At 44.8% G+C, this 23,876-nt stretch carries 4 protein-coding genes; all 4 read right to left on the minus strand.

Going from position 1 to position 23,876, the window contains the following annotated elements; genetic code table 11:
- Nucleotides 1-266 precede the first annotated feature (266 nt).
- On the minus strand, nucleotides 267-4,076 hold the full coding sequence (locus tag IPJ09_17435) for a T9SS type A sorting domain-containing protein (protein MBK7373190.1): 3,810 nt from the start codon (nucleotides 4,074-4,076) through the stop codon (nucleotides 267-269).
- Entirely contained in the window at nucleotides 4,010-18,616 is a 14,607-nt protein-coding gene (locus tag IPJ09_17440; GenBank protein MBK7373191.1) for a hypothetical protein, read from the minus strand. Before IPJ09_17440 ends, IPJ09_17435 begins: the two co-directional genes overlap by 67 nt.
- Before the next feature lie 53 nt (nucleotides 18,617-18,669).
- Complete coding sequence (locus IPJ09_17445; GenBank protein MBK7373192.1) at nucleotides 18,670-21,987, minus strand: hypothetical protein; 3,318 nt, start codon at nucleotides 21,985-21,987, stop codon at nucleotides 18,670-18,672.
- A gap of 1,136 nt (nucleotides 21,988-23,123) precedes the next feature.
- Complete coding sequence (locus tag IPJ09_17450; GenBank protein ID MBK7373193.1) at nucleotides 23,124-23,561, minus strand: hypothetical protein; 438 nt, start codon at nucleotides 23,559-23,561, stop codon at nucleotides 23,124-23,126.
- Nucleotides 23,562-23,876 lie beyond the last annotated feature (315 nt).

Below are 23,876 nucleotides of genomic sequence, written 5' to 3' on the forward strand. Positions count from 1 at the left end.
AGTGTCTAAGACCAGGAAAATAATTGCTTTAATCAATTTTAATATTATACCGGAGATGCTATATTTTATATTGTACAAACGTATGGGCTTAGCAATGTAGAACCCAAAGCTAGGTGTAAAAAAATGTAAATTACATGTAAATTCTAAAGCGATATAATAATCAGGCGGTTGATTTCCTTAAACAATTTTATGCCAACATTCATGGATATATCTATGCATGTTGTGATTTTCTAATCGCAATGGGTTATTGGACTTTGAGTGAGTCCTTATTTACTCACTATAAAATGTAGTACCAGGTATTCGATACCCTGAAGGAAGGTCATGGAATACACCCCATTGGTCAGTTCCGTCAGATTAAAGGACTCTGAATAATCGGCCTGGCCCTGAATCAATCTCGAATGCCAGATTTTTCCAAAAAGGTCGTACACCCGGATCTGCATCGCTCCCGGACTGTTTAGAGAAATAACGGCTGCGAAATCACCTGCATTGGGATTAGGAAAAAGCTTGATTGACCTGATGTTCCGGATCGGGGTCACAGGATCAGGTGTTGTCAGTAGGGCAGCATCACCGACTATTTTGATGGTTTTGATTATTTCGCTGGAACAGCCGTATTTATAGGCAATCATTTTAATTGAAAAGATGCCGGTGCCTGAAAAAGCAAACCGATATTGATTTTGATCGTTGCCTGTCCATGAAGTGGTGGCCCCATCATATACCCAATGTATACTGTCCGGGATAGGCCAGGATATCTCGGAGGCGATCACAGGTTGATGTAATACTCCTTCGGAGGGAAGGATAAAGGAGGCCTTAAATACTTCTTTCGATTCGCCCACAAATATCGAATCCCGGGCTATACATCCAAGGTGGTTCTCTAGGGTCACCCAATATTTTCCTGCAGATTTTAATGCCACGCTGTTAGAGATGGATGTAAAATGATTTGGACCGATCCAATCATAAGTGAAGCTATCAGGCAATTGTACCAATACCTCCTGATCCTTACAAGTGAGCACGCTATCACTCAGCTCAATCCGGGGACTCAATAATGGATTGCCTTCGGGCACGACGATCACCGTATCGGTTGTACAATGCTGGTCACCAAATATCCTGAGCGTGTAGCTGCCTGCCTGAAGATTTACTATATCCTTGTCCCGGCTGCCATTAGACCATTTAAATTGGATGCCCGGGTCGGATGAATTTACAACCAGCCGGATGCCAGCATCGCTTATGCCATAACATGATGGGGCTTTAATATTTATATCCTGTAGGGTTATGGGCTTTTTGTTTTTAATTTGAATAGAATCGAATAAATAGGAGCAACCATCCCCATCGATTGTTATTGCGCTATAGTCACCGGGAGGCAGATTGGATCTGCTGGCCCTATTCTGCTCTTTAAAATCACTCCAAAGTATTTTTGAAGGAATATGATCAGCATCAAAAGTAAGCTGGATTTTACCTGCAGCCTTATTTTCACAGCCTATATCTTCGGTATGCACAGCGATCCCGTCACCCGGTTGAGTATACAGGGGAACAGACAACCCAGCCCTGCAGCCAGCACTGTCCGTGACGATGACTTCATAATATCCTGCGGACAATTGTATCCGCCTGCCGGACTCTTTTTGTTCGATCAAATCACTCCAGGCATAGGTATAGGGTGCGGTCCCGCCCCGGGGAGTAATTTGGATCATCCCATTGTTCGCCTGACATCCAGGGGATGCATCAATTTTATTCAACTGAAGGATTGCAGGTTCAGTGACTGTGATTTGAGCATCTGCTTGATTCATATTCTGGTCACTAACTTTTATAAGATAGGTACCAGCCGATAGGCCGGTTCTAAAATTCAAATTTCCTCCCTTTGGCAGGTCTTGCCACTCATATGAATAAGGTGCTTTACCTCCATGGACCACCAGCCCAATGCTTCCATTTTTTTGTCCAAAGCAGGACACCGGACTTACCATGGAGGTTATTTTAATCGTATTCGTATCTGCGATACAATTTGGTGATCCGACGATTAAATCAGTAGCACAGCCATTTAATGATGCAGTGAGGGTGACCTCTGTGCCGATTAGTATTCCACTCACCAATTTGGTAATCGTATGTACAGTACCGGAAGAACTGCTGACTAGGCCATTACTTTCATATGCAATGGTATAGGTGGCCTGATCTGCGGAACAAGTAGTAGCAGTCATTCTTAAGATGGGGATTGTATGGATGATCAAACTGACTGGTATTCTTGTATTGCTTTTACAACCATTGATCGTGTTTCTGGATTCTGCATAATAGGTCCCTGCTTTGGATGGAGTATAAGTGTTGGACCCCTGTTGCAATAAATTGCCACCGGTACTGCTATCATACCAATCGATGGTCTCATTGATGCCAGTTGCGGTAGCGCTTAAGTTTGGGAACGATTCATTAGAGCAGATTGTTTGATTGCCGCCGCTTGTTGGTGCGGTGATGGAAGGACAGGTGCAAGATGGAGCTGTAACATTGAGGGTAGTTGTGCAACCGTTGAGGCTTGAAGATAGCGTGACATTTGTACCGGATGGAATACCGCTTATGGTTTTAGATGTATTATTTACGGAGCCTGTGGTGCTGCTGACTGTGCCATTACTTGCATATGAGATGGAGTAAGTAGTGAGATCTGAGGAACAAGTGGTAGTGATAATGCTCAAAGTGGGCACAGCACGGATGATTAAACTTACTGGGTTTCTTGTACTGCTTTTACATCCGTTGATCGTGTTTCTGGATTCTGCAAAGTAAGTGCCTGCAATGGATGGTCTATAAGTACTCGATCCCTGTTGCAATAAATTGCCGCCGGTACTGCTATCATACCAATCGATGGTCTCATTGATGCCAGTTGCGTTAGCGCTTAAGTTTGGGATCGATTCATTAGAGCAGATTGTTTGATTGCCGCCGCTCGTTGGCGCTGTGATGGAAGGACAGGTGCAAGATGGAGCTTTAACATTGAGGGTAGTTGTGCAACCGTTGAGGCTTGAAGATAGCGTGACATTTGTACCGGATGGAATACCGCTTATGGTTTTGGTAGTATTATTTACAACACCAGTGGTGCTGCTAACCGTGCCATTGCTGGAGAAATTGATGCTATACGAAGCAAGATCTGCGGAGCAAGTAGTAGTGATAATGCTCAAAGTGGGCACTGCCCGGATAACCAGACTCACTGGGGTTCTTGTACTGCTTTTACATCCGTTGATCGTGTTTCTGGATTCTGCAAAGTAAGTGCCTGCAATGGATGGTCTATAAGTACTCGATCCCTGTTGCAATAAATTGCCGCCGGTACTGCTATCATACCAATCGATAGTCTCATTGATGCCAGTTGCGGTAGCGCTTAAGTTTGGGATCGATTCATTTGAGCAGATCGTTTGATTGCCGCCGCTGATCGGGGCTGAGAGGGATGGACAGGTGCAAGATGGGGCTGTAATATTCAATGTAGTGCTACATCCATTACTTGATGATGTCAAAGTAATATTAGTGCCGGTGGGAATATTACTTACGGTTTTGGTAGTATTATTTACTGTTCCTACGGAACTACTGACGGTGCCATTACTCGCAAATGAGATGGAGTAAGTATTAAGATCTGCAGAGCAAGTGATGGTTGTCACACTTAAAGTGGGCACAGCACGGATGATTAAACTTACTGGGGTTCTTGTACTGCTTTTACATCCGTTGATCGTGTTTCTGGATTCTGCAAAGTAAGTGCCTGCAATGGATGGTCTAAAAGTACTCGATCCCTGTTGCAATAAATTGCCGCCGGTACTGCTATCATACCAATCGATGGTCTCATTGATGCCAGATGCGTTAGCGCTTAAGTTTGGGATCGATTCATTAGAGCAGATTGTTTGATTGCTGCCGCTTGTTGGTGCGGTGATGGAAGGACAGATGCAAGATGGGGCTGTAATATTCAATGTAGTGCTACATCCATTACTTGATGATAAAGTAATATTAGTGCCGGTGGGAATATTACTTACGGTTTTGGTAGTATTATTTACTGTTCCTAAGGAACTACCGACTGTGCCATTGCATGCAAATGAGATGGGTAAGTAGCAAGGTTTGCAGAGCAAGTGGTAGTGATAATGCTCAAAGTGGGCACTGCCCGGATAATCAAACTCAGAGGGGTTCTTGTACTGCTTTTACATCCGTTGATGGTGTTTCTGGATTCTGCAAAGTAAGTGCCTGCGATTAATGGACTAAAAGTACTCGATCCCTGTTGCAATAAATTGCCGCCGGTACTGCTATCATACCAATCGATGGTCTCATTGATGCCAGTTGCGTTAGCGCTTAAGTTTGGGATCGATTCATTAGAGCAGATTGTTTGATTGCTGCCACTCGTTGGTGCGGTGATGGAAGGACAGATGCAAGATGGAGCTGTAATATTCAATGTAGTGCTACATCCATTACTTGATGATGTCAAAGTAATATTAGTGCCGGTGGGGATATTGCTTATGGTTTTGGTAGTATTATTTACTTTTCCTACGGGACTACTGACGGTGCCATTGCTGGTGAAACTTATAGAGTAAGTAGTGAGATCTGAGGAACAAGTGGTAGTGATAATGCTCAAAGTGGGCACTGCCAGGATAATCAAACTCATTGGGGTTCTTGTACTGCTTTTACATCCGTTGATCGTGTTTCTGGATTCTGCAAAGTAAGTGCCTGCAATGGATGGTCTATAAGTACTCGATCCCTGTTGCAATAAATTGCCGCTGGTACTGCTATCATACCAATCGATGGTCTCATTGATGCCAGTTGCGTTAGCGCTTAAGTTTGGGATCGATTCATTAGAGCAGATTGTTTGATTGCCGCCGGTGATCGGGGCTGAGAGGGAAGGACAGGTGCAAGATGGGGCTGTAACATTCAATGAGGTGCTGCATCCATTACTTGCTGATGTCAATGTAAAATTAGTGCCGGTGGGGATATTGCTTATGGTTTTGGTAGTATTATTTACTGTTCCTCCGGGACTACTGACGGTGCCATTGCTGGTGAAACTTATAGAGTAAGTAGTGAGATCTGAGGAACAAGTGGTAGTGATAATGCTCAAAGTGGGCACTGCCAGGATAATCAAACTCATTGGGGTTCTTGTACTGCTTTTACATCCGTTGATCGTGTTTCTGGATTCTGCAAAGTAAGTGCCTGCAATGGATGGTCTATAAGTACTCGATCCCTGTTGCAATAAATTGCCGCTGGTACTGCTATCATACCAATCGATGGTCTCATTGATGCCAGTTGCGTTAGCGCTTAAGTTTGGGATCGATTCATTAGAGCAGATTGTTTGATTGCCGCCGCTTGTTGGTGCGGTGATGGAAGGACAGGTGCAAGATGGAGCTGTAACATTCAATGAGGTGCTGCATCCATTACTTGCTGATGTCAAAGTAATATTAGTGCCGGTGGGGATATTGCTTATGGTTTTGGTAGTATTATTTACAGTTCCTATGGAACTACTGACGGTGCCATTGCTGGTGAAACTTATAGAGTAAGTAGTGAGATCTGAGGAACAAGTGGTAGTGATAATGCTCAAAGTGGGCACTGCCCGGATAATCAGACTCACCGGGGTTCTTGTACTGCTTTTACATCCGTTGATGGTGTTTCTGGATTCTGCATAATAGGTCCCTGCTATGGATGGAGTATAAGTGTTGGACCCCTGTTGCAATAAATTGCCACCGGTACTGCTATCATACCAATCGATGGTCTCATTGATGCCAGTTGCGTTAGCGCTTAAGTTTGGGATCGATTCATTCGAACAGATTGATTTATTGCCGCCGCTTGTTGGTGCGGTGAAGGAAGGACAGGTGCAAGATGGAGCTGTAATATTCAATGTAGTGCTACATCCATTACTTGATGATGTCAAAGTAATATTAGTGCCGGTGGGAATATTACTTACGGTTTTGGTAGTATTATTTATTGTTCCTACGGAACTACCGACTGTGCCATTGCTTGCAAATGAGATGGAGTAAGTAGTAAGGTTTGCAGAACAAGTGGTAGTGATAATGCTCAAAGTGGGCACTGCCCGGATAATCAAACTCAGAGGGGTTCTTGTACTGCTTTTACATCCGTTGATGGTGTTTCTGGATTCTGCAAAGTAAGTGCCTGCGATTAATGGACTAAAAGTACTCGATCCCTGTTGCAATAAATTGCCGCCGGTACTGCTATCATACCAATCGATGGTCTCATTGATGCCAGTTGCGTTAGCGCTTAAGTTTGGGATCGATTCATTAGAGCAGATTGTTTGATTGCCGCCGCTCGTTGGCGTTGTTATGGATGGACAGGTGCAAGATGGGGCTGTAACAATGAAGGTAGTTGTGCAACCGTTGAGGCTTGAAGTCAGCGTGACATTGATGCCCGATGGAATACCACTTATAGTTTTGGTTGTATTGTTTACGTTGCCTGAGGTGCTGCTAACTGTGCCATTGCTGGAGAAATTGATGCTATATGTAGTAAGATCTGCCGAGCAAGTGGTAGTAGTCAAATTTAAAGTAGGCACAGCACGGATAACCAGACTCACTGGGGTTCTTGTACTGCTTTTACATCCGTTGATGGTGTTTCTGGATTCTGCATAATAAGTCCCTGCTATGGATGGAGTATAAGTGTTGGACCCCTGTTGCAATAAATTGCCACCGGTACTGCTATCATACCAATCGATGGTCTCATTGATGCCAGACGGGGTAGCGCTTAAGTTTGGGATCGATTCATTCGAGCAGATTGATTGATTACCGCCGCTTGTTGGTGCGGTGATGGATGGACAGGTGCAAGATGGAGCTGTAACATTGAGGGTAGTTGTGCAACCGTTGAGGCTTGAAGATAGCGTGACATTTGTACCGGATGGAATACCGCTTATAGTTTTGGTAGTATTGTTTACAATGCCAGAGGAGCTGCTAACCGTGCCATTGCTGGAGAAATTGATGCTATACGAAGCAAGATCTGCGGAGCAAGTGGTAGTGATAATGCTCAAAGTGGGCACTGCCCGGATAATCAAACTGACAGGGGTTCTTGTATTGCTTTTACAACTGTTGATCGTGTTTCTGGATTCTGCATAATAGGTCCCTGCTATGGATGGAGTATAAGTGTTGGATCCCTGTTGCAATAAATTGCCGCCGGTACTGTTATCATACCAATCGATGGTCTCATTGATGCCAGTTGCGTTAGCGCTTAAGTTTGGGATCGATTCATTCGAGCAGATTGTTTGATTGCCGCCGCTTGTTGGTGCGGTGATGGAAGGACAGGTGCAAGATGGGGCTGTAACATTCAATGAGGTGCTGCATCCATTACTTGCTGATGTCAATGTAAAATTAGTGCCGGTGGGGATATTGCTTATGGTTTTGGTAGTATTATTTACAGTTCCTATGGAACTACTGACGGTGCCATTGCTGGTGAAACTTATAGAGTAAGTAGTGAGATCTGAGGAACAAGTGGTAGTGATAATGCTCAAAGTGGGCACTGCCCGGATAATCAAACTCACCGGGGTTCTTGTACTGCTTTTACATCCGTTGATCGTGTTTCTGGCTTCTGCATAATAAGTCCCTGCTATGGATGGAGTATAAGTGTTGGACCCCTGTTGCAATAAATTGCCACCGGTACTGCTATCATACCAATCGATGGTCTCATTGATGCCAGTTGCGTTAGCGCTTAAGTTTGGGATCGATTCATTCGAGCAGATTGATTGATTACCGCCGCTTGTTGGTGCGGTGATGGATGGACAGGTGCAAGATGGGGCTGTAACATTTAATGAGGTGCTGCATCCATTACTTGTTGATGTCAATGTAATATTAGTGCCGGTGGGAATATTGCTTATGGTTTTGGTAGTATTATTTACTGTTCCTACGGAACTACTGACGGTGCCATTGCTGGCAAATGAGATGGAGTAAGTAGTAAGGTCTGCAGAGCAAGTGATGGTTGTCAAACTTAAAGTGGGCACAGCACGGATGATTAAACTTACCGGAATTCTTGTACTGCTTTTACATCCGTTGATCGTGTTTCTGGATTCTGCAAAGTAAGTGCCTGCAATGGATGGTCTATAAGTACTCGATCCCTGTTGCAATAAATTGCCGCCGGTACTGCTATCATACCAATCGATGTTCTCATTGATGCCAGTTGCGGTAGCGCTTAAGTTTGGGATCGATTCATTAGAGCAGATTGTTTGATTGCCGCCGCTTGTTGGTGCGGTGATGGAAGGACAGGTGCAAGATGGAGCTGTAACATTCAATGTAGTGCTACATCCATTACTTGATGATGTCAAAGTAATATTAGTGCCGGTGGGAATATTACTTACGGTTTTGGTAGTATTATTTACTGTTCCTACGGAACTACTGACGGTGCCATTGCTGGCAAATGAGATGGAGTAAGTAGTAAGGTCTGCAGAGCAAGTGATGGTTGTCAAACTTAAAGTGGGCACAACACGGATGATTAAACTTACCGGAATTCTTGTACTGCTTTTACATCCGTTGATCGTGTTTCTGGACTCTGCAAAGTAAGTGCCTGCAATGGATGGTCTATAAGTACTCGATCCCTGTTGCAATAAATTGCCGCCGGTACTGCTATCATACCAATCGATGGTCTCATTGATGCCAGTTGCGTTAGCGCTTAAGTTTGGGATCGATTCATTAGAGCAGATTGTTTGATTACCTCCGGTGATTGGGGCTGGGATGGATGGACAGGTGCAAGATGGAGCTGTAATATTCAATGTAGTGCTACATCCATTACTTGATGATGTCAAAGTAATATTAGTGCCGGTGGGAATATTACTTACGGTTTTGGTAGTATTATTTACTGTTCCTACGGAACTACCGACTGTGCCATTGCTTGCAAATGAGATGGAGTAAGTAGTAAGGTCTGCGGAGCAAGTGGTAGTGATAATATTTAAAGTGGGCACTACCCGGATAATCAAACTGACTGGGGTTCTTACATGGCTTGTACAGCCATTGATCGTGGTTCTGGATTCTGCATAATAGGTCCCTGCTATGGATGGAGTAAAAGTGTTGGATCCCTGTTGCAATAAATTGCCGCCAATACTGCTATCATACCAATCGATGGTCTCATTGATACCAGTTGCGTTAGCGCTTAAGTTTGGGATCGATTCATTCGAGCAAATTATTTGATTGCCGCCGCTCGTTGGCGCTGTGATGGAAGGACAGGTGCAAGATGGAGCTGAAACATTTAATGAGGTGCTGCATCCATTACTTGTTGATGTCAATGTAATATTAGTGCCGGTGGGGATATTGCTTATGGTTTTGGTAGTATTATTTACTGTTCCTACGGGACTACTGACGGTGCCATTGCTGGTGTAACTAATAGAGTAAGTTGTCAGATCTGAGGAACAAGTGGTAGTGATAATGCTCAAAGTGGGCACTGCCCGGATAATCAAACTCAGAGGGGTTCTTGTACTGCTTTTACAACCGTTGATAGTGTTTCTGGATTCTGCAAAGTAAGTGCCTGCGATTAATGGAGTAAAAGTACTCGATCCCTGTTGCAATAAATTGCCGCCGGTACTGCTATCATACCAATCGATGGTCTCATTGATGCCAGTTGCGGTAGCGCTTAAGTTTGGGATCGATTCATTAGGGCAGATCGTTTGATTGCCGCCGCTGATCGGGGCTGAGAGGGATGGACAGGTGCAAGATGGGGCTGTAATATTGAGGGTAGTTGTGCAACCGTTGAGGCTTGAAGATAGCGTGACATTGATGCCCGATGGAATACCACTTATAGTTTTGGTTGTATTGTTTTCGTTGCCTGAGGTGCTGCTAACTGTGCCATTGCTGGAGAAATTGATGCTATATGTAGTAAGATCCGCGGAACAAGTAGTGGTAGTCAAACTTAAAGTTGGCTCTAGTAGGATGATCAAACTCACCGGAATCCTTGTGCTGCTTTTACATCCGTTGATCGTGTTTCTGGATTCTGCAAAGTAAGTGCCTGCAATGGATGGAGTAAAAGTGTTCGATCCTTGTTGCAATAAATTGCCGCCGGTACTGCTATCATACCAATCGATGGTCTCATTGATGCCAGTTGCGTTAGCGCTTAAGTTTGGGATCGATTCATTAGAGCAGATTGTTTGATTGCCGCCGCTTGTTGGTGCGGTGATGGAAGGACAGGTGCAAGATGGAGCTGTAACATTGAGGGTAGTTGTGCAACCGTTGAGGCTTGAAGATAGCGTGACATTTGTACCGGATGGAATACCGCTTATGGTTTTAGATGTATTATTTACGGAGCCTGTGGTGCTGCTGACTGTGCCATTACTTGCATATGAGATGGAGTAAGTAGTGAGATCTGAGGAACAAGTGGTAGTGATAATGCTCAAAGTGGGCACAGCACGGATGATTAAACTTACTGGGGTTCTTGTACTGCTTTTACAACCGATGATAGTGTTTCTGGATTCTGCAAAGTAATGGCCTGCAATGGATGGTCTATAAGTACTCGATCCCTGTTGCAATAAATTGCCGCCAATACTGCTATCATACCAATCGATGGTCTCATTGATGCCAGTTGCGTTAGCGCTTAAGTTTGGGATCGATTCATTAGAGCAGATTGTTTGATTGCCGCCGGTGATCGGGGCTGAGAGGGAAGGACAGGTGCAAGATGGGGCTGTAACATTGAGGGTAGTTGTGCAACTGTTGAGGCTTGAAGTCAGCGTGACATTGATGCCCGATGGAATTCCACTTATAGTTTTGGTTGTATTGTTTTCGTTGCCTGAGGTGCTGCTAACTGTGCCATTGCTGGAGAAATTGATGCTATATGTAGTAAGATCCGCGGAACAAGTAGTGGTAGTCAAACTTAAAGTTGGCTCTAGTAGGATGATCAAACTCACCGGAATTCTTGTACTGCTTTTACAACCGTTGATAGTGTTTCTGGATTCTGCAAAGTAAGTGCCTGCAATGGATGGTCTATAAGTACTCGATCCTTGTTGCAATAAATTGCCGCCGGTACTGTTATCATACCAATCGATGGTCTCATTGATGCCAGTTGCGGTAGCGCTTAAGTTTGGGATCGATTCATTAGAGCAGATTGTTTGATTGCTGCCACTCGTTGGGGCTGGGATGGATGGACAGGTGCAAGATGGAGCTGTAACATTCAATGTAGTGCTACATCCATTACTTGATGATGTCAAAGTAATATTAGTGCCGGTGGGGATATTGCTTATGGTTTTGGTAGTATTATTTACTGTTCCTACGGAACTACTGACGGTGCCATTGCTGGCAAATGAGATGGAGTAAGTAGTAAGGTCTGCAGAGCAAGTGATGGTTGTCAAACTTAAAGTGGGCACAGCACGGATGATTAAACTTACCGGAATTCTTGTACTGCTTTTACATCCGTTGATCGTGTTTCTGGATTCTGCAAAGTAAGTGCCTGCAATGGATGGTCTATAAGTACTCGATCCCTGTTGCAATAAATTGCCGCCGGTACTGCTATCATACCAATCGATGGTCTCATTGATGCCAGTTGCGGTAGCGCTTAAGTTTGGGATCGATTCATTTGAGCAGATTGTTTGATTGCTGCCACTCGTTGGGGCTGGGATGGATGGACAGGTGCAAGATGGAGCTGTAACATTCAATGTAGTGCTACATCCATTACTTGATGATGTCAAAGTAATATTAGTGCCGGTGGGAATATTACTTACGGTTTTGGTAGTATTATTTACTGTTCCTACGGAACTACTGACGGTGCCATTGCTGGCAAATGAGATGGAGTAAGTAGTAAGGTCTGCAGAGCAAGTGATGGTTGTCAAACTTAAAGTGGGCACAACACGGATGATTAAACTTACCGGAATTCTTGTACTGCTTTTACATCCGTTGATCGTGTTTCTGGACTCTGCAAAGTAATTGCCTGCAATGGATGGTCTATAAGTACTCGATCCTTGTTGCAATAAATTGCCGCCGGTACTGCTATCATACCAATCGATGGTCTCATTGATGCCAGTTGCGGTAGCGCTTAAGTTTGGGATCGATTCATTCGAGCAGGTTGTTTGATTGCCGCCGCTCGTTGGTGCTGTGATGGAAGGACAGGTGCAAGATGGAGCTGTAACATTGAGGGTAGTTGTGCAACCGTTGAGGCTTGAAGATAGCGTGACATTTGTACCGGATGGAATACCGCTTATGGTTTTGGTAGTATTATTTACGGAGCCTGTGGTGCTGCTGACTGTGCCATTACTTGCAAATAAGATGGTGTAAGTAGTAAGATCTGCAGAGCAAGTGATGGTTGTCAAACTTAAAGTGGGCACAGCACGGATGATTAAACTTACTGGGGTTCTTGTACTGCTTTTACATCCGTTGATCGTGTTTCTGGCTTCTGCATAATAAGTCCCTGCTATGGATGGAGTATAAGTGTTGGACCCCTGTTGCAATAAATTGCCACCGGTACTGCTATCATACCAATCGATGGTCTCATTGATGCCAGTTGCGTTAGCGCTTAAGTTTGGGATCGATTCATTCGAGCAGATTGATTGATTACCGCCGCTTGTTGGTGCGGTGATGGATGGACAGGTGCAAGATGGGGCTGTAACATTTAATGAGGTGCTGCATCCATTACTTGTTGATGTCAATGTAATATTAGTGCCGGTGGGGATATTACTTATGGTTTTGGTAGTATTATTTACAATACCATTGGTGCTGCTAACCGTGCCATTGCTGGAGAAATTGATGCTATACGAAGCAAGATCTGCGGAGCAAGTGGTAGTGATAATGCTCAAAGTGGGCACTGCCAGGATAATCAAACTCATTGGGGTTCTTGTACTGCTTTTACATCCGTTGATCGTGTTTCTGGATTCTGCAAAGTAATTGCCTGCAATGGATGGTCTATAAGTACTCGATCCCTGTTGCAATAAATTGCCGCCGGTACTGCTATCATACCAATCGATGGTCTCATTGATGCCAGATGCGTTAGCGCTTAAGTTTGGGATCGATTCATTAGAGCAGATTGTTTGATTGCTGCCACTCGTTGGTGCGGTGATGGAAGGACAGATGCAAGATGGAGCTGTAATATTCAATGTAGTGCTACATCCATTACTTGCTGATGTCAATGTAATATTAGTGCCGGTGGGAATATTACTTACGGTTTTGGTAGTATTATTTACTGTTCCTACGGAACTACTGACGGTGCCATTGCTGGCAAATGAGATGGAGTAAGTAGTAAGGTCTGCAGAGCAAGTGATGGTTGTCAAACTTAAAGTGGGCACAGCACGGATGATTAAACTTACCGGAATTCTTGTACTGTTTTTACAACCGTTGATAGTGTTTCTGGATTCTGCAAAGTAAGTGCCTGCAATGGATGGTCTATAAGTACTCGATCCTTGTTGCAATAAATTGCCGCCGGTACTGCTATCATACCAATCGATGGTCTCATTGATGCCAGTTGCGTTAGCGCTTAAGTTTGGGATCGATTCATTTGAGCAGATCGTTTGATTGCCGCCGCTGATCGGGGCTGAGAGGGATGGACAGGTGCAAGATGGGGCTGTAATATTCAATGAGGTGCTACATCCATTACTTGTTGATGTCAATGTAATATTAGTGCCGGTGGGGATATTGCTTATGGTTTTGGTAGTATTATTTACAATACCAGTGGTGCTGCTAACCGTGCCATTGCTGGAGAAATTGATGCTATACGAAGCAAGATCTGCGGAGCAAGTGGTGGTAGTCAAACTTAAAGTGGGCACTGCGCGGATAATCAAACTGACTGATGTTCTTGTGTTGCTTTTACAACCGTTGATCGTGTTTCTGGATTCTGCAAAGTAAGTGCCTGCAATGGATGGTCTATAAGTACTCGATCCTTGTTGCAATAAATTGCCGCTGGTACTGCTATCATACCAATCGATGGTCTCATTGATGCCAGTTGCGTTAGCGCTTAAGTTTGGGATCGATTCATTCGAGCAGATTGTTTGATTGCCGCCGCTTGTTGGTGCGGTGATGGAAGGACAGGTGCAAGATGGAGCTGTAATATTCAATGTAGTGCTACATCCATTACTTGATGATGTCAAAGTAATATTAGTGCCGGTGGGAATATTACTTACGGTTTTGGTAGTATTATTTACTGTTCCTACGGAACTACCGACTGTGCCATTGCTTGCAAATGAGATGGAGTAAGTAGTAAGATCAGCAGAGCAAGTGATGGTAGTCAAACTTAAAGTGGGCACAGCACGGATGATTAAACTGATTGGGGTTCTTGTACTGCTTTTACATCCGTTGATCGTGTTTCTGGATTCTGCAAAGTAATTGCCTGCAATGGATGGTCTATAAGTACTCGATCCCTGTTGCAATAAATTGCCGCCGGTACTGCTATCATACCAATCGATGGTCTCATTGATGCCAGATGCGTTAGCGCTTAAGTTTGGGATCGATTCATTAGAGCAGATTGTTTGATTGCTGCCACTCGATGGTGCGGTGATGGAAGGACAGATGCAAGATGGAGCTGTAACATTGAGGGTAGTTGTGCAACCGTTGAGGCTTGAAGATAGCGTGACATTTGTACCGGATGGAATACCGCTTATGGTTTTGGTAGTATTGTTTACAATGCCAGAGGAGCTACTAACCGTGCCATTGCTGGAGAAATTGATGCTATACGAAGCAAGATCTGCGGAACAAGTGGTAGTGATAATGCTCAAAGTGGGCACTGCCCGGATAATCAAACTCACCGGGGTTCTTGTACTGCTTTTACAACCGTTGATCGTGTTTCTGGATTCTGCAAAGTAAGTGCCTGCGATTAATGGAGTAAAAGTACTCGATCCCTGTTGCAATAAATTGCCGCTGGTACTGCTATCATACCAATCGATGGTCTCATTGATGCCAGTTGCGTTAGCGCTTAAGTTTGGGATCGATTCATTCGAGCAGGTTGTTTGATTGCCGCCGCTTGTTGGTGCGGTGATGGAAGGACAGGTGCAAGATGGGGCTGTAACATTTAATGAGGTGCTGCATCCATTACTTGTTGATGTCAATGTAATATTAGTGCCGGTGGGGATATTGCTTATGGTTTTGGTAGTATTATTTACTGTTCCTACGGAACTACTGACTGTGCCATTACTTGCAAATGAAATGGAGTAAGTAGTAAGATCAGCAGAGCAAGTGATGGTAGTCAAACTCAAAGTGGGCACTGCCAGGATAATCAAACTCATTGGGGTTCTTGTACTGCTTTTACATCCGTTGATCGTGTTTCTGGATTCTGCAAAGTAAGTGCCTGCAATGGATGGTCTATAAGTACTCGATCCCTGTTGCAATAAATTGCCGCTGGTACTGCTATCATACCAATCGATGGTCTCATTGATGCCAGTTGCGTTAGCGCTTAAGTTTGGGATCGATTCATTAGAGCAGATTGTTTGATTGCCGCCGCTTGTTGGTGCGGTGATGGAAGGACAGGTGCAAGATGGAGCTGTAACATTGAGGGTAGTTGTGCAACCGTTGAGGCTTGAAGATAGCGTGACATTTGTACCGGATGGAATACCGCTTATAGTTTTGGTAGTATTGTTTACAATGCCAGAGGAGCTGCTAACCGTGCCATTGCTGGAGAAATTGATGCTATACGAAGCAAGATCTGCGGAGCAAGTGGTAGTGATAATGCTCAAAGTGGGCACTGCCCGGATAATCAAACTGACAGGGGTTCTTGTATTGCTTTTACAACTGTTGATCGTGTTTCTGGATTCTGCATAATAGGTCCCTGCTATGGATGGAGTATAAGTGTTGGATCCCTGTTGCAATAAATTGCCGCCGGTACTGTTATCATACCAATCGATGGTCTCATTGATGCCAGTTGCGGTAGCGCTTAAGTTTGGGATCGATTCATTAGAGCAGATTGTTTGATTGCCGCCGCTTGTTGGTGCGGTGATGGAAGGACAGGTGCAAGATGGAGCTGTAACATTGAGGGTAGTTGTGCAACCGTTGAGGCTTGAAGATAGCGTGACATTTGTACCGGATGGAATACCGCTTATGGTTTTGGTAGTATTGTTTACAATGCCAGAGGAGCTGCTAACCGTGCCATTGCTGGAGAAATTGATGCTATACGAAGCAAGATCTGCGGAGCAAGTGGTAGTGATAATGCTCAAAGTGGGCACTGCCCGGATAATCAAACTGACAGGGGTTCTTGTATTGCTTTTACAACTGTTGATCGTGTTTCTGGATTCTGCATAATAGGTCCCTGCTATGGATGGAGTATAAGTGTTGGATCCCTGTTGCAATAAATTGCCGCCGGTACTGTTATCATACCAATCGATGGTCTCATTGATGCCAGTTGCGGTAGCGCTTAAGTTTGGGATCGATTCATTCGAGCAGGTTGTTTGATTGCCGCCGCTCGTTGGCGCTGTGATGGAAGGACAGGTGCAAGATGGAGCTGTAACATTGAGGGTAGTTGTGCAACCGTTGAGGCTTGAAGATAGCGTGACATTTGTACCGGATGGAATACCGCTTATGGTTTTGGTAGTATTATTTACGGAGCCTGTGGTGCTGCTGACTGTGCCATTACTTGCAAATGAGATGGTGTAAGTAGTAAGATCTGCAGAGCAAGTGATGGTTGTCAAACTTAAAGTGGGCACAGCACGGATGATTAAACTTACTGGGGTTCTTGTACTGCTTTTACATCCGTTGATCGTGTTTCTGGCTTCTGCATAATAAGTCCCTGCTATGGATGGAGTATAAGTGTTGGACCCCTGTTGCAATAAATTGCCACCGGTACTGCTATCATACCAATCGATGGTCTCATTGATGCCAGTTGCGTTAGCGCTTAAGTTTGGGATCGATTCATTCGAGCAGATTGATTGATTACCGCCGCTTGTTGGTGCGGTGATGGATGGACAGGTGCAAGATGGGGCTGTAACATTTAATGAGGTGCTGCATCCATTACTTGTTGATGTCAATGTAATATTAGTGCCGGTGGGGATATTACTTATGGTTTTGGTAGTATTATTTACTGTTCCTACGGGACTACTGACGGTGCCATTGCTGGTGTAACTAATAGAGTAAGTTGTCAGATCTGAGGAACAAATGGTAGTGATAATATTTAAAGTTGGCACTGCCCGGATAGTGTCCACTAAAGTACTCAAAGAGCTGCCGGAAGTACATGACCCTAAAGTGGCTGTTACCGAATAAGTGCCCGGTGGGGCGGTGATCGTATTACCAGATCGGTTTACTCCGGAGGAAGGACTTATCGTATAACCATAAGACGCATTGTAATTGGTGATGGTAAAACTTCCGGTGGTCCCACCACAACCGGGTTGGGTTACCGCACTTAAGGTTGGTGTCGTTGGTGTGGATGGTGCTGAATTTACGGTTGCGCTCAAAGAGCTGCCGGAAGTACATAACCCTAAAGTGGCTGTTACCGAATAAGTGCCCGGTGGGGCGGTGATCGTACTACCTGATCGGCTTACTCCGGAGGAAGGACTTATTGTATAAATATAAGTTGCATTGTAATTGGTGATGCTAAAACTTCCGTTGGTCTCTCCACAACCTGGTTGGCTCACTGCACTTAAGGTTGGTGTCGTTGGTGTGGATGGTGCTGAATTTACGGTTGCGCTCAAAGAGCTGCCGGAAGTACATAACCCTAAAGTGGCTGTTACCGAATAAGTGCCCGGTGGTGCGGTGATTATACTACCTGATCGGTTTATTCCGGAGGAAGGACTTATTGTATAACCATAAGACGCATTGTAATTGGTGATGGTAAAACTTCCGGTGGTCCCACCACAACCGGGTTGGGTTACCGCACTTAAGGTTGGTGTCGTTGGTGTGGTTGGTGCAGCATTGACTGTTGCGCTCAGTGATGATCCCGAGGTACACGGCCCTAAAGTGGCTGTTACGGTGTAGCTGCCAGTTGGCGCGGTGATTGTACTACCTGATCGGTTCACTCCGGTAGAAGGACTTATCGTATAACTATATGTAGCATTGTAATTGGTGATGGTAAAATTGCCGGTGGTCCCACCACAACCGGGTTGGTTCACTGCACTTAAGGTTGGAGTAGTTGGTGTGGTTGGTGCAGCATTGACAGTTGCGCTCAGTGATGATCCCGAGGTACACGGCCCTAATGTGGCTGTTACGGTGTAGCTGTCAGTTGGCGCGGTGATTGTACTACCTGATCGGTTCACTCCGGTAGAAGGACTTATCGTATAAACATAGGATGCATTGTAATTGGTGATGGTAAAACTTCCATTGGTCCCACCGCAACCAGGTTGGCTCACTGCACTTAAGGTTGGTGTCGTTGGTGTGGTTGGTGCAGCATTGACAGTTGCGCTCAGTGATGATCCCGAGGTACACGGCCCTAATGTGGCTGTTACGGTGAAGCTGCCAGTTGGCGCGGTGATTGTACTACCTGATCGGCTCACTCCGGTAGAAGGACTTAACGTATAAACAAAGGATGCATTGTAATTGGTGATGGTAAAACTTCCGGTGGTCCCACCGCAACCAGGTTGGCTCACTGCACTTAAGGTTGGTGTCGTTGGTGTGGTTGGTGCAGCATTGACAGTTGCGGTCAGTGATGATCCCGAGGTACACGGCCCTAATGTGGCTGTTACGGTGTAGCTGCCAGTTGGCGCGGTGATTGTACTACCTGATCGGCTCACTCCGGTAGAAGGACTTATCGTATAAACATAGGATGCATTGTAATTGGTGATGGTAAAACTTCCATTGGTCCCACCGCAACCAGGTTGGCTCACTGCACTTAAGGTTGGTGTCGTTGGTGTGGTTGGTGCAGCATTGACAGTTGCGCTCAGTGATGATCCCGAGGTACACGCCCTAATGTTGCTGTTACGGTGAAGCTGCCAGTTGGCGCGGTGATTGTACTACCTGATCGGCTCACTCCGGTAGAAGGACTTAACGTATAAACAAAGGATGCATTGTAATTGGTGATGGTAAAACTTCCGGTGGTCCCACCGCAACCAGGTTGGCTCACTGCACTTAAGGTTGGTGTCGTTGGTGTGGATGGTGCTGAATTTACAGTTGCGCTCAAAGAGCTGCCAGAAGTACATAACCCTAATGTTGCTGTTACGGTGAAGCTGCCAGTTGGCGCGGTGATTGTACTACCTGATCGGTTTACTCCGGAGGAAGGACTTATTGTATAAATATAAGATGCATTGTAATTGGTGATGGTAAAACTTCCGGTGGTCCCACCGCAACCAGGTTGGCTCACTGCACTTAAGGTTGGTGTCGTTGGTGTGGTTGGTGCAGCATTGACAATTGCGCTCAGTGATGATCCCGAGGTACACGGCCCTAATGTGGCTGTTACGGTGAAGCTGCCAGTTGGCGCGGTGATTGTACTACCTGATCGGTTTACTCCGGAGGAAGGACTTATTGTATAAATATAAGATGCATTGTAATTGGTGATGGTAAAACTTCCGGTGGTCCCACCACAACCGGGTTGGTTCACTGCACTTAAGGTTGGAGTAGTTGGTGTGGTTGGTGCAGCATTGACAGTTGCGCTCAGTGATGATCCCGAGGTACACGGCCCTAATGTTGCTGTTACGGTGAAGCTGCCAGTTGGCGCGGTGATTGTACTACCTGATCGGTTTACTCCGGAGGAAGGACTGATCGTATAACTATATGTAGCATTGTAATTGGTGATGGTAAAACTTCCGGTGGTCCCACCGCAACCAGGTTGGCTCACTGCACTTAAGGTTGGTGTCGTTGGTGTGGTTGGTGCAGCATTGACAATTGCGCTCAGTGATGATCCCGAGGTACACGGCCCTAATGTTGCTGTTACGGTGAAGCTGCCAGTTGGCGCGGTGATTGTACTACCTGATCGGCTTACTCCGGAGGAAGGACTTATTGTATAAATATAAGATGCATTGTAATTGGTGATGGTAAAACTTCCGGTGGTCCCACCGCAACCAGGTTGGCTCACTGCACTTAAGGTTGGTGTCGTTGGTGTGGTTGGTGCAGCATTGACAGTTGCGCTCAGTGATGATCCCGAGGTACACGGCCCTAATGTGGCTGTTACGGTGTAGCTGCCAGTTGGCGCGGTGATTGTACTACCTGATCGGCTCACTCCGGTAGAAGGACTTATCGTATAAACAAAGGATGCATTGTAATTGGTGATGGTAAAACTTCCGGTGGTCCCACCGCAACCAGGTTGGCTCACTGCACTTAAGGTTGGTGTCGTTGGTGTGGTTGGTGCAGCATTGACAGTTGCGGTCAGTGATGATCCCGAGGTACACGGCCCTAATGTGGCTGTTACGGTGTAGCTGCCAGTTGGCGCGGTGATTGTACTACCTGATCGGCTTACTCCGGTAAAAGGACTTATTGTATAACTATATGTAGCATTGTAATTGGTAATGGTAAAACTTCCGGTGGTCCCACCACAACCGGGTTGGCTCACTGCACTTAAGGTTGGAGTCGTTGGTGTGGTTGGTGCAGCATTGACAGTTGCGCTCAGTGATGATCCCGAGGTACACGGCCCTAATGTGGCTGTTACGGTGTAGCTGCCAGTTGGCGCGGTGATTGTACTACCTGATCGGCTCACTCCGGTAGAAGGACTTATCGTATAAACAAAGGATGCATTGTAATTGGTGATGGTAAAACTTCCGGTGGTCCCACCGCAACCAGGTTGGCTCACTGCACTTAAGGTTGGTGTCGTTGGTGTGGTTGGTGCAGCATTGACAGTTGCGCTCAATGATGATCCCGAGGTACACGGCCCTAATGTGGCTGTTACGGTGTAGCTGCCAGTTGGCGCGGTGATTGTACTACCTGATCGGCTCACTCCGGTAGAAGGACTTATCGTATAAACATAAGATGCATTGTAATTGGTGATGGTAAAACTTCCGGTGGTCCCACCACAACCGGGTTGACTCACTGCACTTAAGGTTGGAGTAGTTGGTGTGGTGGGTGCTGAATTTACGGTTGCGCTCAAAGAGCTGCCGGAAGTACATAACCCTAAAGTGGCTGTTATCGTATAAGTGCCAGTTGGCGCGGTGATTATACTACCTGATCGGTTTATTCCGGAGGAAGGACTTATTGTATAACCATAAGACGCATTGTAATTGGTGATGGTAAAACTTCCGGTGGTCCCACCACAACCGGGTTGGGTTACCGCACTTAAGGTTGGTGTCGTTGGTGTGGTTGGTGCAGCATTGACTGTTGCGCTCAGTGATGATCCCGAGGTACACGGCCCTAAAGTGGCTGTTACGGTGTAGCTGCCAGTTGGCGCGGTGATTGTACTACCTGATCGGTTCACTCCGGTAGAAGGACTTATCGTATAACTATATGTAGCATTGTAATTGGTGATGGTAAAATTGCCGGTGGTCCCACCACAACCGGGTTGGTTTACCGCACCTAAGGTTGGTGTCGTTGGTGTGGTTGGTGCTGAATTTACGGTTGCGCTTAGTGAGGTGCCGGAAGTACACGACCCTAATGTGGCTGTTACTGCATAGCTGCCAGTTGGTGCAGTGATCGTACTACCCGATCGGCTTACTCCGGAGGATGGACTGATCGTATAACTATATGTAGCATTGTAATTGGTGATGGTAAAACTGCCGGTGGTCCCACCGCAACCAGGTTGGCTCACTGCACTTAAGGTTGGTGTCGTTGGTGTGGTTGGTGCAGCATTGACAGTTGCACTCAGTGTTGATCCCGAGGTACACGGCCCTAAAGTGGCTGTTACGGTGTAGCTGCCAGTTGGCGCGGTGATTGTACTACCTGATCGGCTTACTCCGGAGGAAGGACTTATTGTATAAATATAAGATGCATTGTAATTGGTGATGGTAAAACTGCCGGTGGTCCCACCACAACCGGGTTGACTCACTCCACTTAAGGTGGGGGTTATTGGGGTGGGAATCACAGTTACTACTTGTGAAGCAGTTGCCTGACATCCATTATTCGTTACGTTCACTGAGTAACCGGTAGTGATAGTAGGAGATATATTAATCGAGGCTGAGGTTGAATTATTGCTCCATAAATAACTACCTCCTCCACTTGCAGTTAAGGTTGTAATACCTCCATTACAGATCGTAGTGATACCATTAATACTTGCGATAGGAAGAGGCTTGACCACAACATTGATAACATTAGAATATATCCAAGTCCCAGTAGTCAAATTTTGAGCCGCTCTTCGATAACAACCGGACAAAATATTTGTTTGGATAGCTCTTCTTAGTCCTGTTGATGGGTTTAAAGGAGCACTTTCCGGGCAGGCTCCCAATTTGCCTGATAATGATTGATATTCAGGTAAAGTAGATGTGTAATCAGACCAGACTCCATTGCATGAGGATGAATATTGCCATTTAAAAGTCCATCCATTTGGAGAAGGATCAGAAGCTGTGAACGTAAATAGATTGCATTCACAATCATTATAGCTAGAAATTGGAAAACTATTGAAAGTACATGTGGAAGATTCACTAACAACAATTGTCTCAGTTATTGAGTGTTGTATCGAATTATGAGTAAAAATAACTCGAAAAGTATATGAAGTATTTGGGCAAAGATGACTTAACCTATAGGTATTACTCGAAATAGGTCCATCATCTTCAAAGGTTTCAGGGAGTATTTGGAGTTGACTAATTGGTACTTTGGTATTTGTCAAATCATGAAATACATAGTAATCAAAATAACCAGAACAACTACCACCACAAATAGGCAAATTAAAATTTTCAATGACTAATCGATAATCGGTCTGTGAGCCAGCAAAAAGCTTACTAGTAACTGACAATAATAAAAATATTAATGCTTTCAACCTCATAGAAATAATTCAAAAAAATGCTAAATCCACTTCTAAAAGCTATCAAATATAATAAATCATTCTTGCCTTAAAACTCATTCCAAATTAGCATAAATGTCAGACAATGGTGCTCGACAAATTATCAATTATTTAGGGTGTAGGACAAATTGCACATCAAGCTGCATTTTTTAATTAGATTGGTGATATCGGTCCACCTGTTACTTATTTTCAAACATCTTAGATTGGCAATGTGCTGGGCACCTTGAATTGACCAACGCTGTCCAGATAACTTTAATCGGTGTTGAAGGACATTCCTGTGGGCAGATTCGATGGGGCCAGATCCTAGTAGCCATCCATTTTCTCTGTAGGTTTTGTATTGCATTCTATCCTCAGGTTCCTCATAATAGCGAATGACATTTGACAAGGCCTCACTAGCTTCCTTTTTTCTTGGCCGGTATGTTTTGAGTTTCTCAATGACTTGGTTTACCTTGTTTTCAAGTAATTGTTCGTTTAGCCTAAATACCTTGTTTTTTGCTCTTTAAATTTAATGCGAGGTTGAACAACACCCAATGCCCATAGCACCAAAGTAGTTTTTTGTGCATCCATTCGCAGCACTCCCACAATAGTTTTACATCTGTTGGATATCGTAAATTACTTTCATAAGCAGTCGCATCCATACGTGCAATATGAGGATGAGTCATATAGTGTCTCCAACTCTTGGCAAATATCTCCTGGATCTTTTGATACGCTTCTCCTTCCAATACTCTGGCCAACTCACATCTGATAGAGCTTACAATTTTAAAATTAGCAATCCCTTCTTTAGGTCTTAATAATACCCCACAAAACATTTGCAGCTTCCAATCACTATTCAATCGATTGATCAAATCCTGATCAGTACAATTACAATAATTCTTCAATAACATCAATGCCACTTTTCCCCTAGTATCGAACATAGAGGACCCTTCTTTTGCTTTCGACTTATTTTAGATAGTGTCCGAGCTATTTCTGACCAAGGTATGGCTGCATAGATCATACCAAGTTCACTTCTCCTAAACTCTTCTTCATATTCTGCCAATTGGTCTTGAAGACTCAAAAATGGCAGCTGTGAAATATTATTCCGTATCTCGATTAACTTTGCCATATAATTTAAATTCTTTAAACCCCGAATTTACACTTAAGGCAGTGTTTTCGGGGTTTTTATATGATTTTTTTTTGTAATATATACCTAGCCTTTCAGTTACTTGTGATTCTCCCGAATCTCCCAAACT

It is taken from the genome of Saprospiraceae bacterium, assembly GCA_016709995.1.
Classification (GTDB): Bacteria; Bacteroidota; Bacteroidia; order Chitinophagales; family Saprospiraceae; genus JADJLQ01.

Bases quoted from the DNA above. Each gene is read 5' to 3' on its own strand.
- IPJ09_17450 (MBK7373193.1), bottom strand. From the start codon at position 23,561: ATGTTCGATACTAGGGGAAAAGTGGCATTGATGTTATTGAAGAATTAT.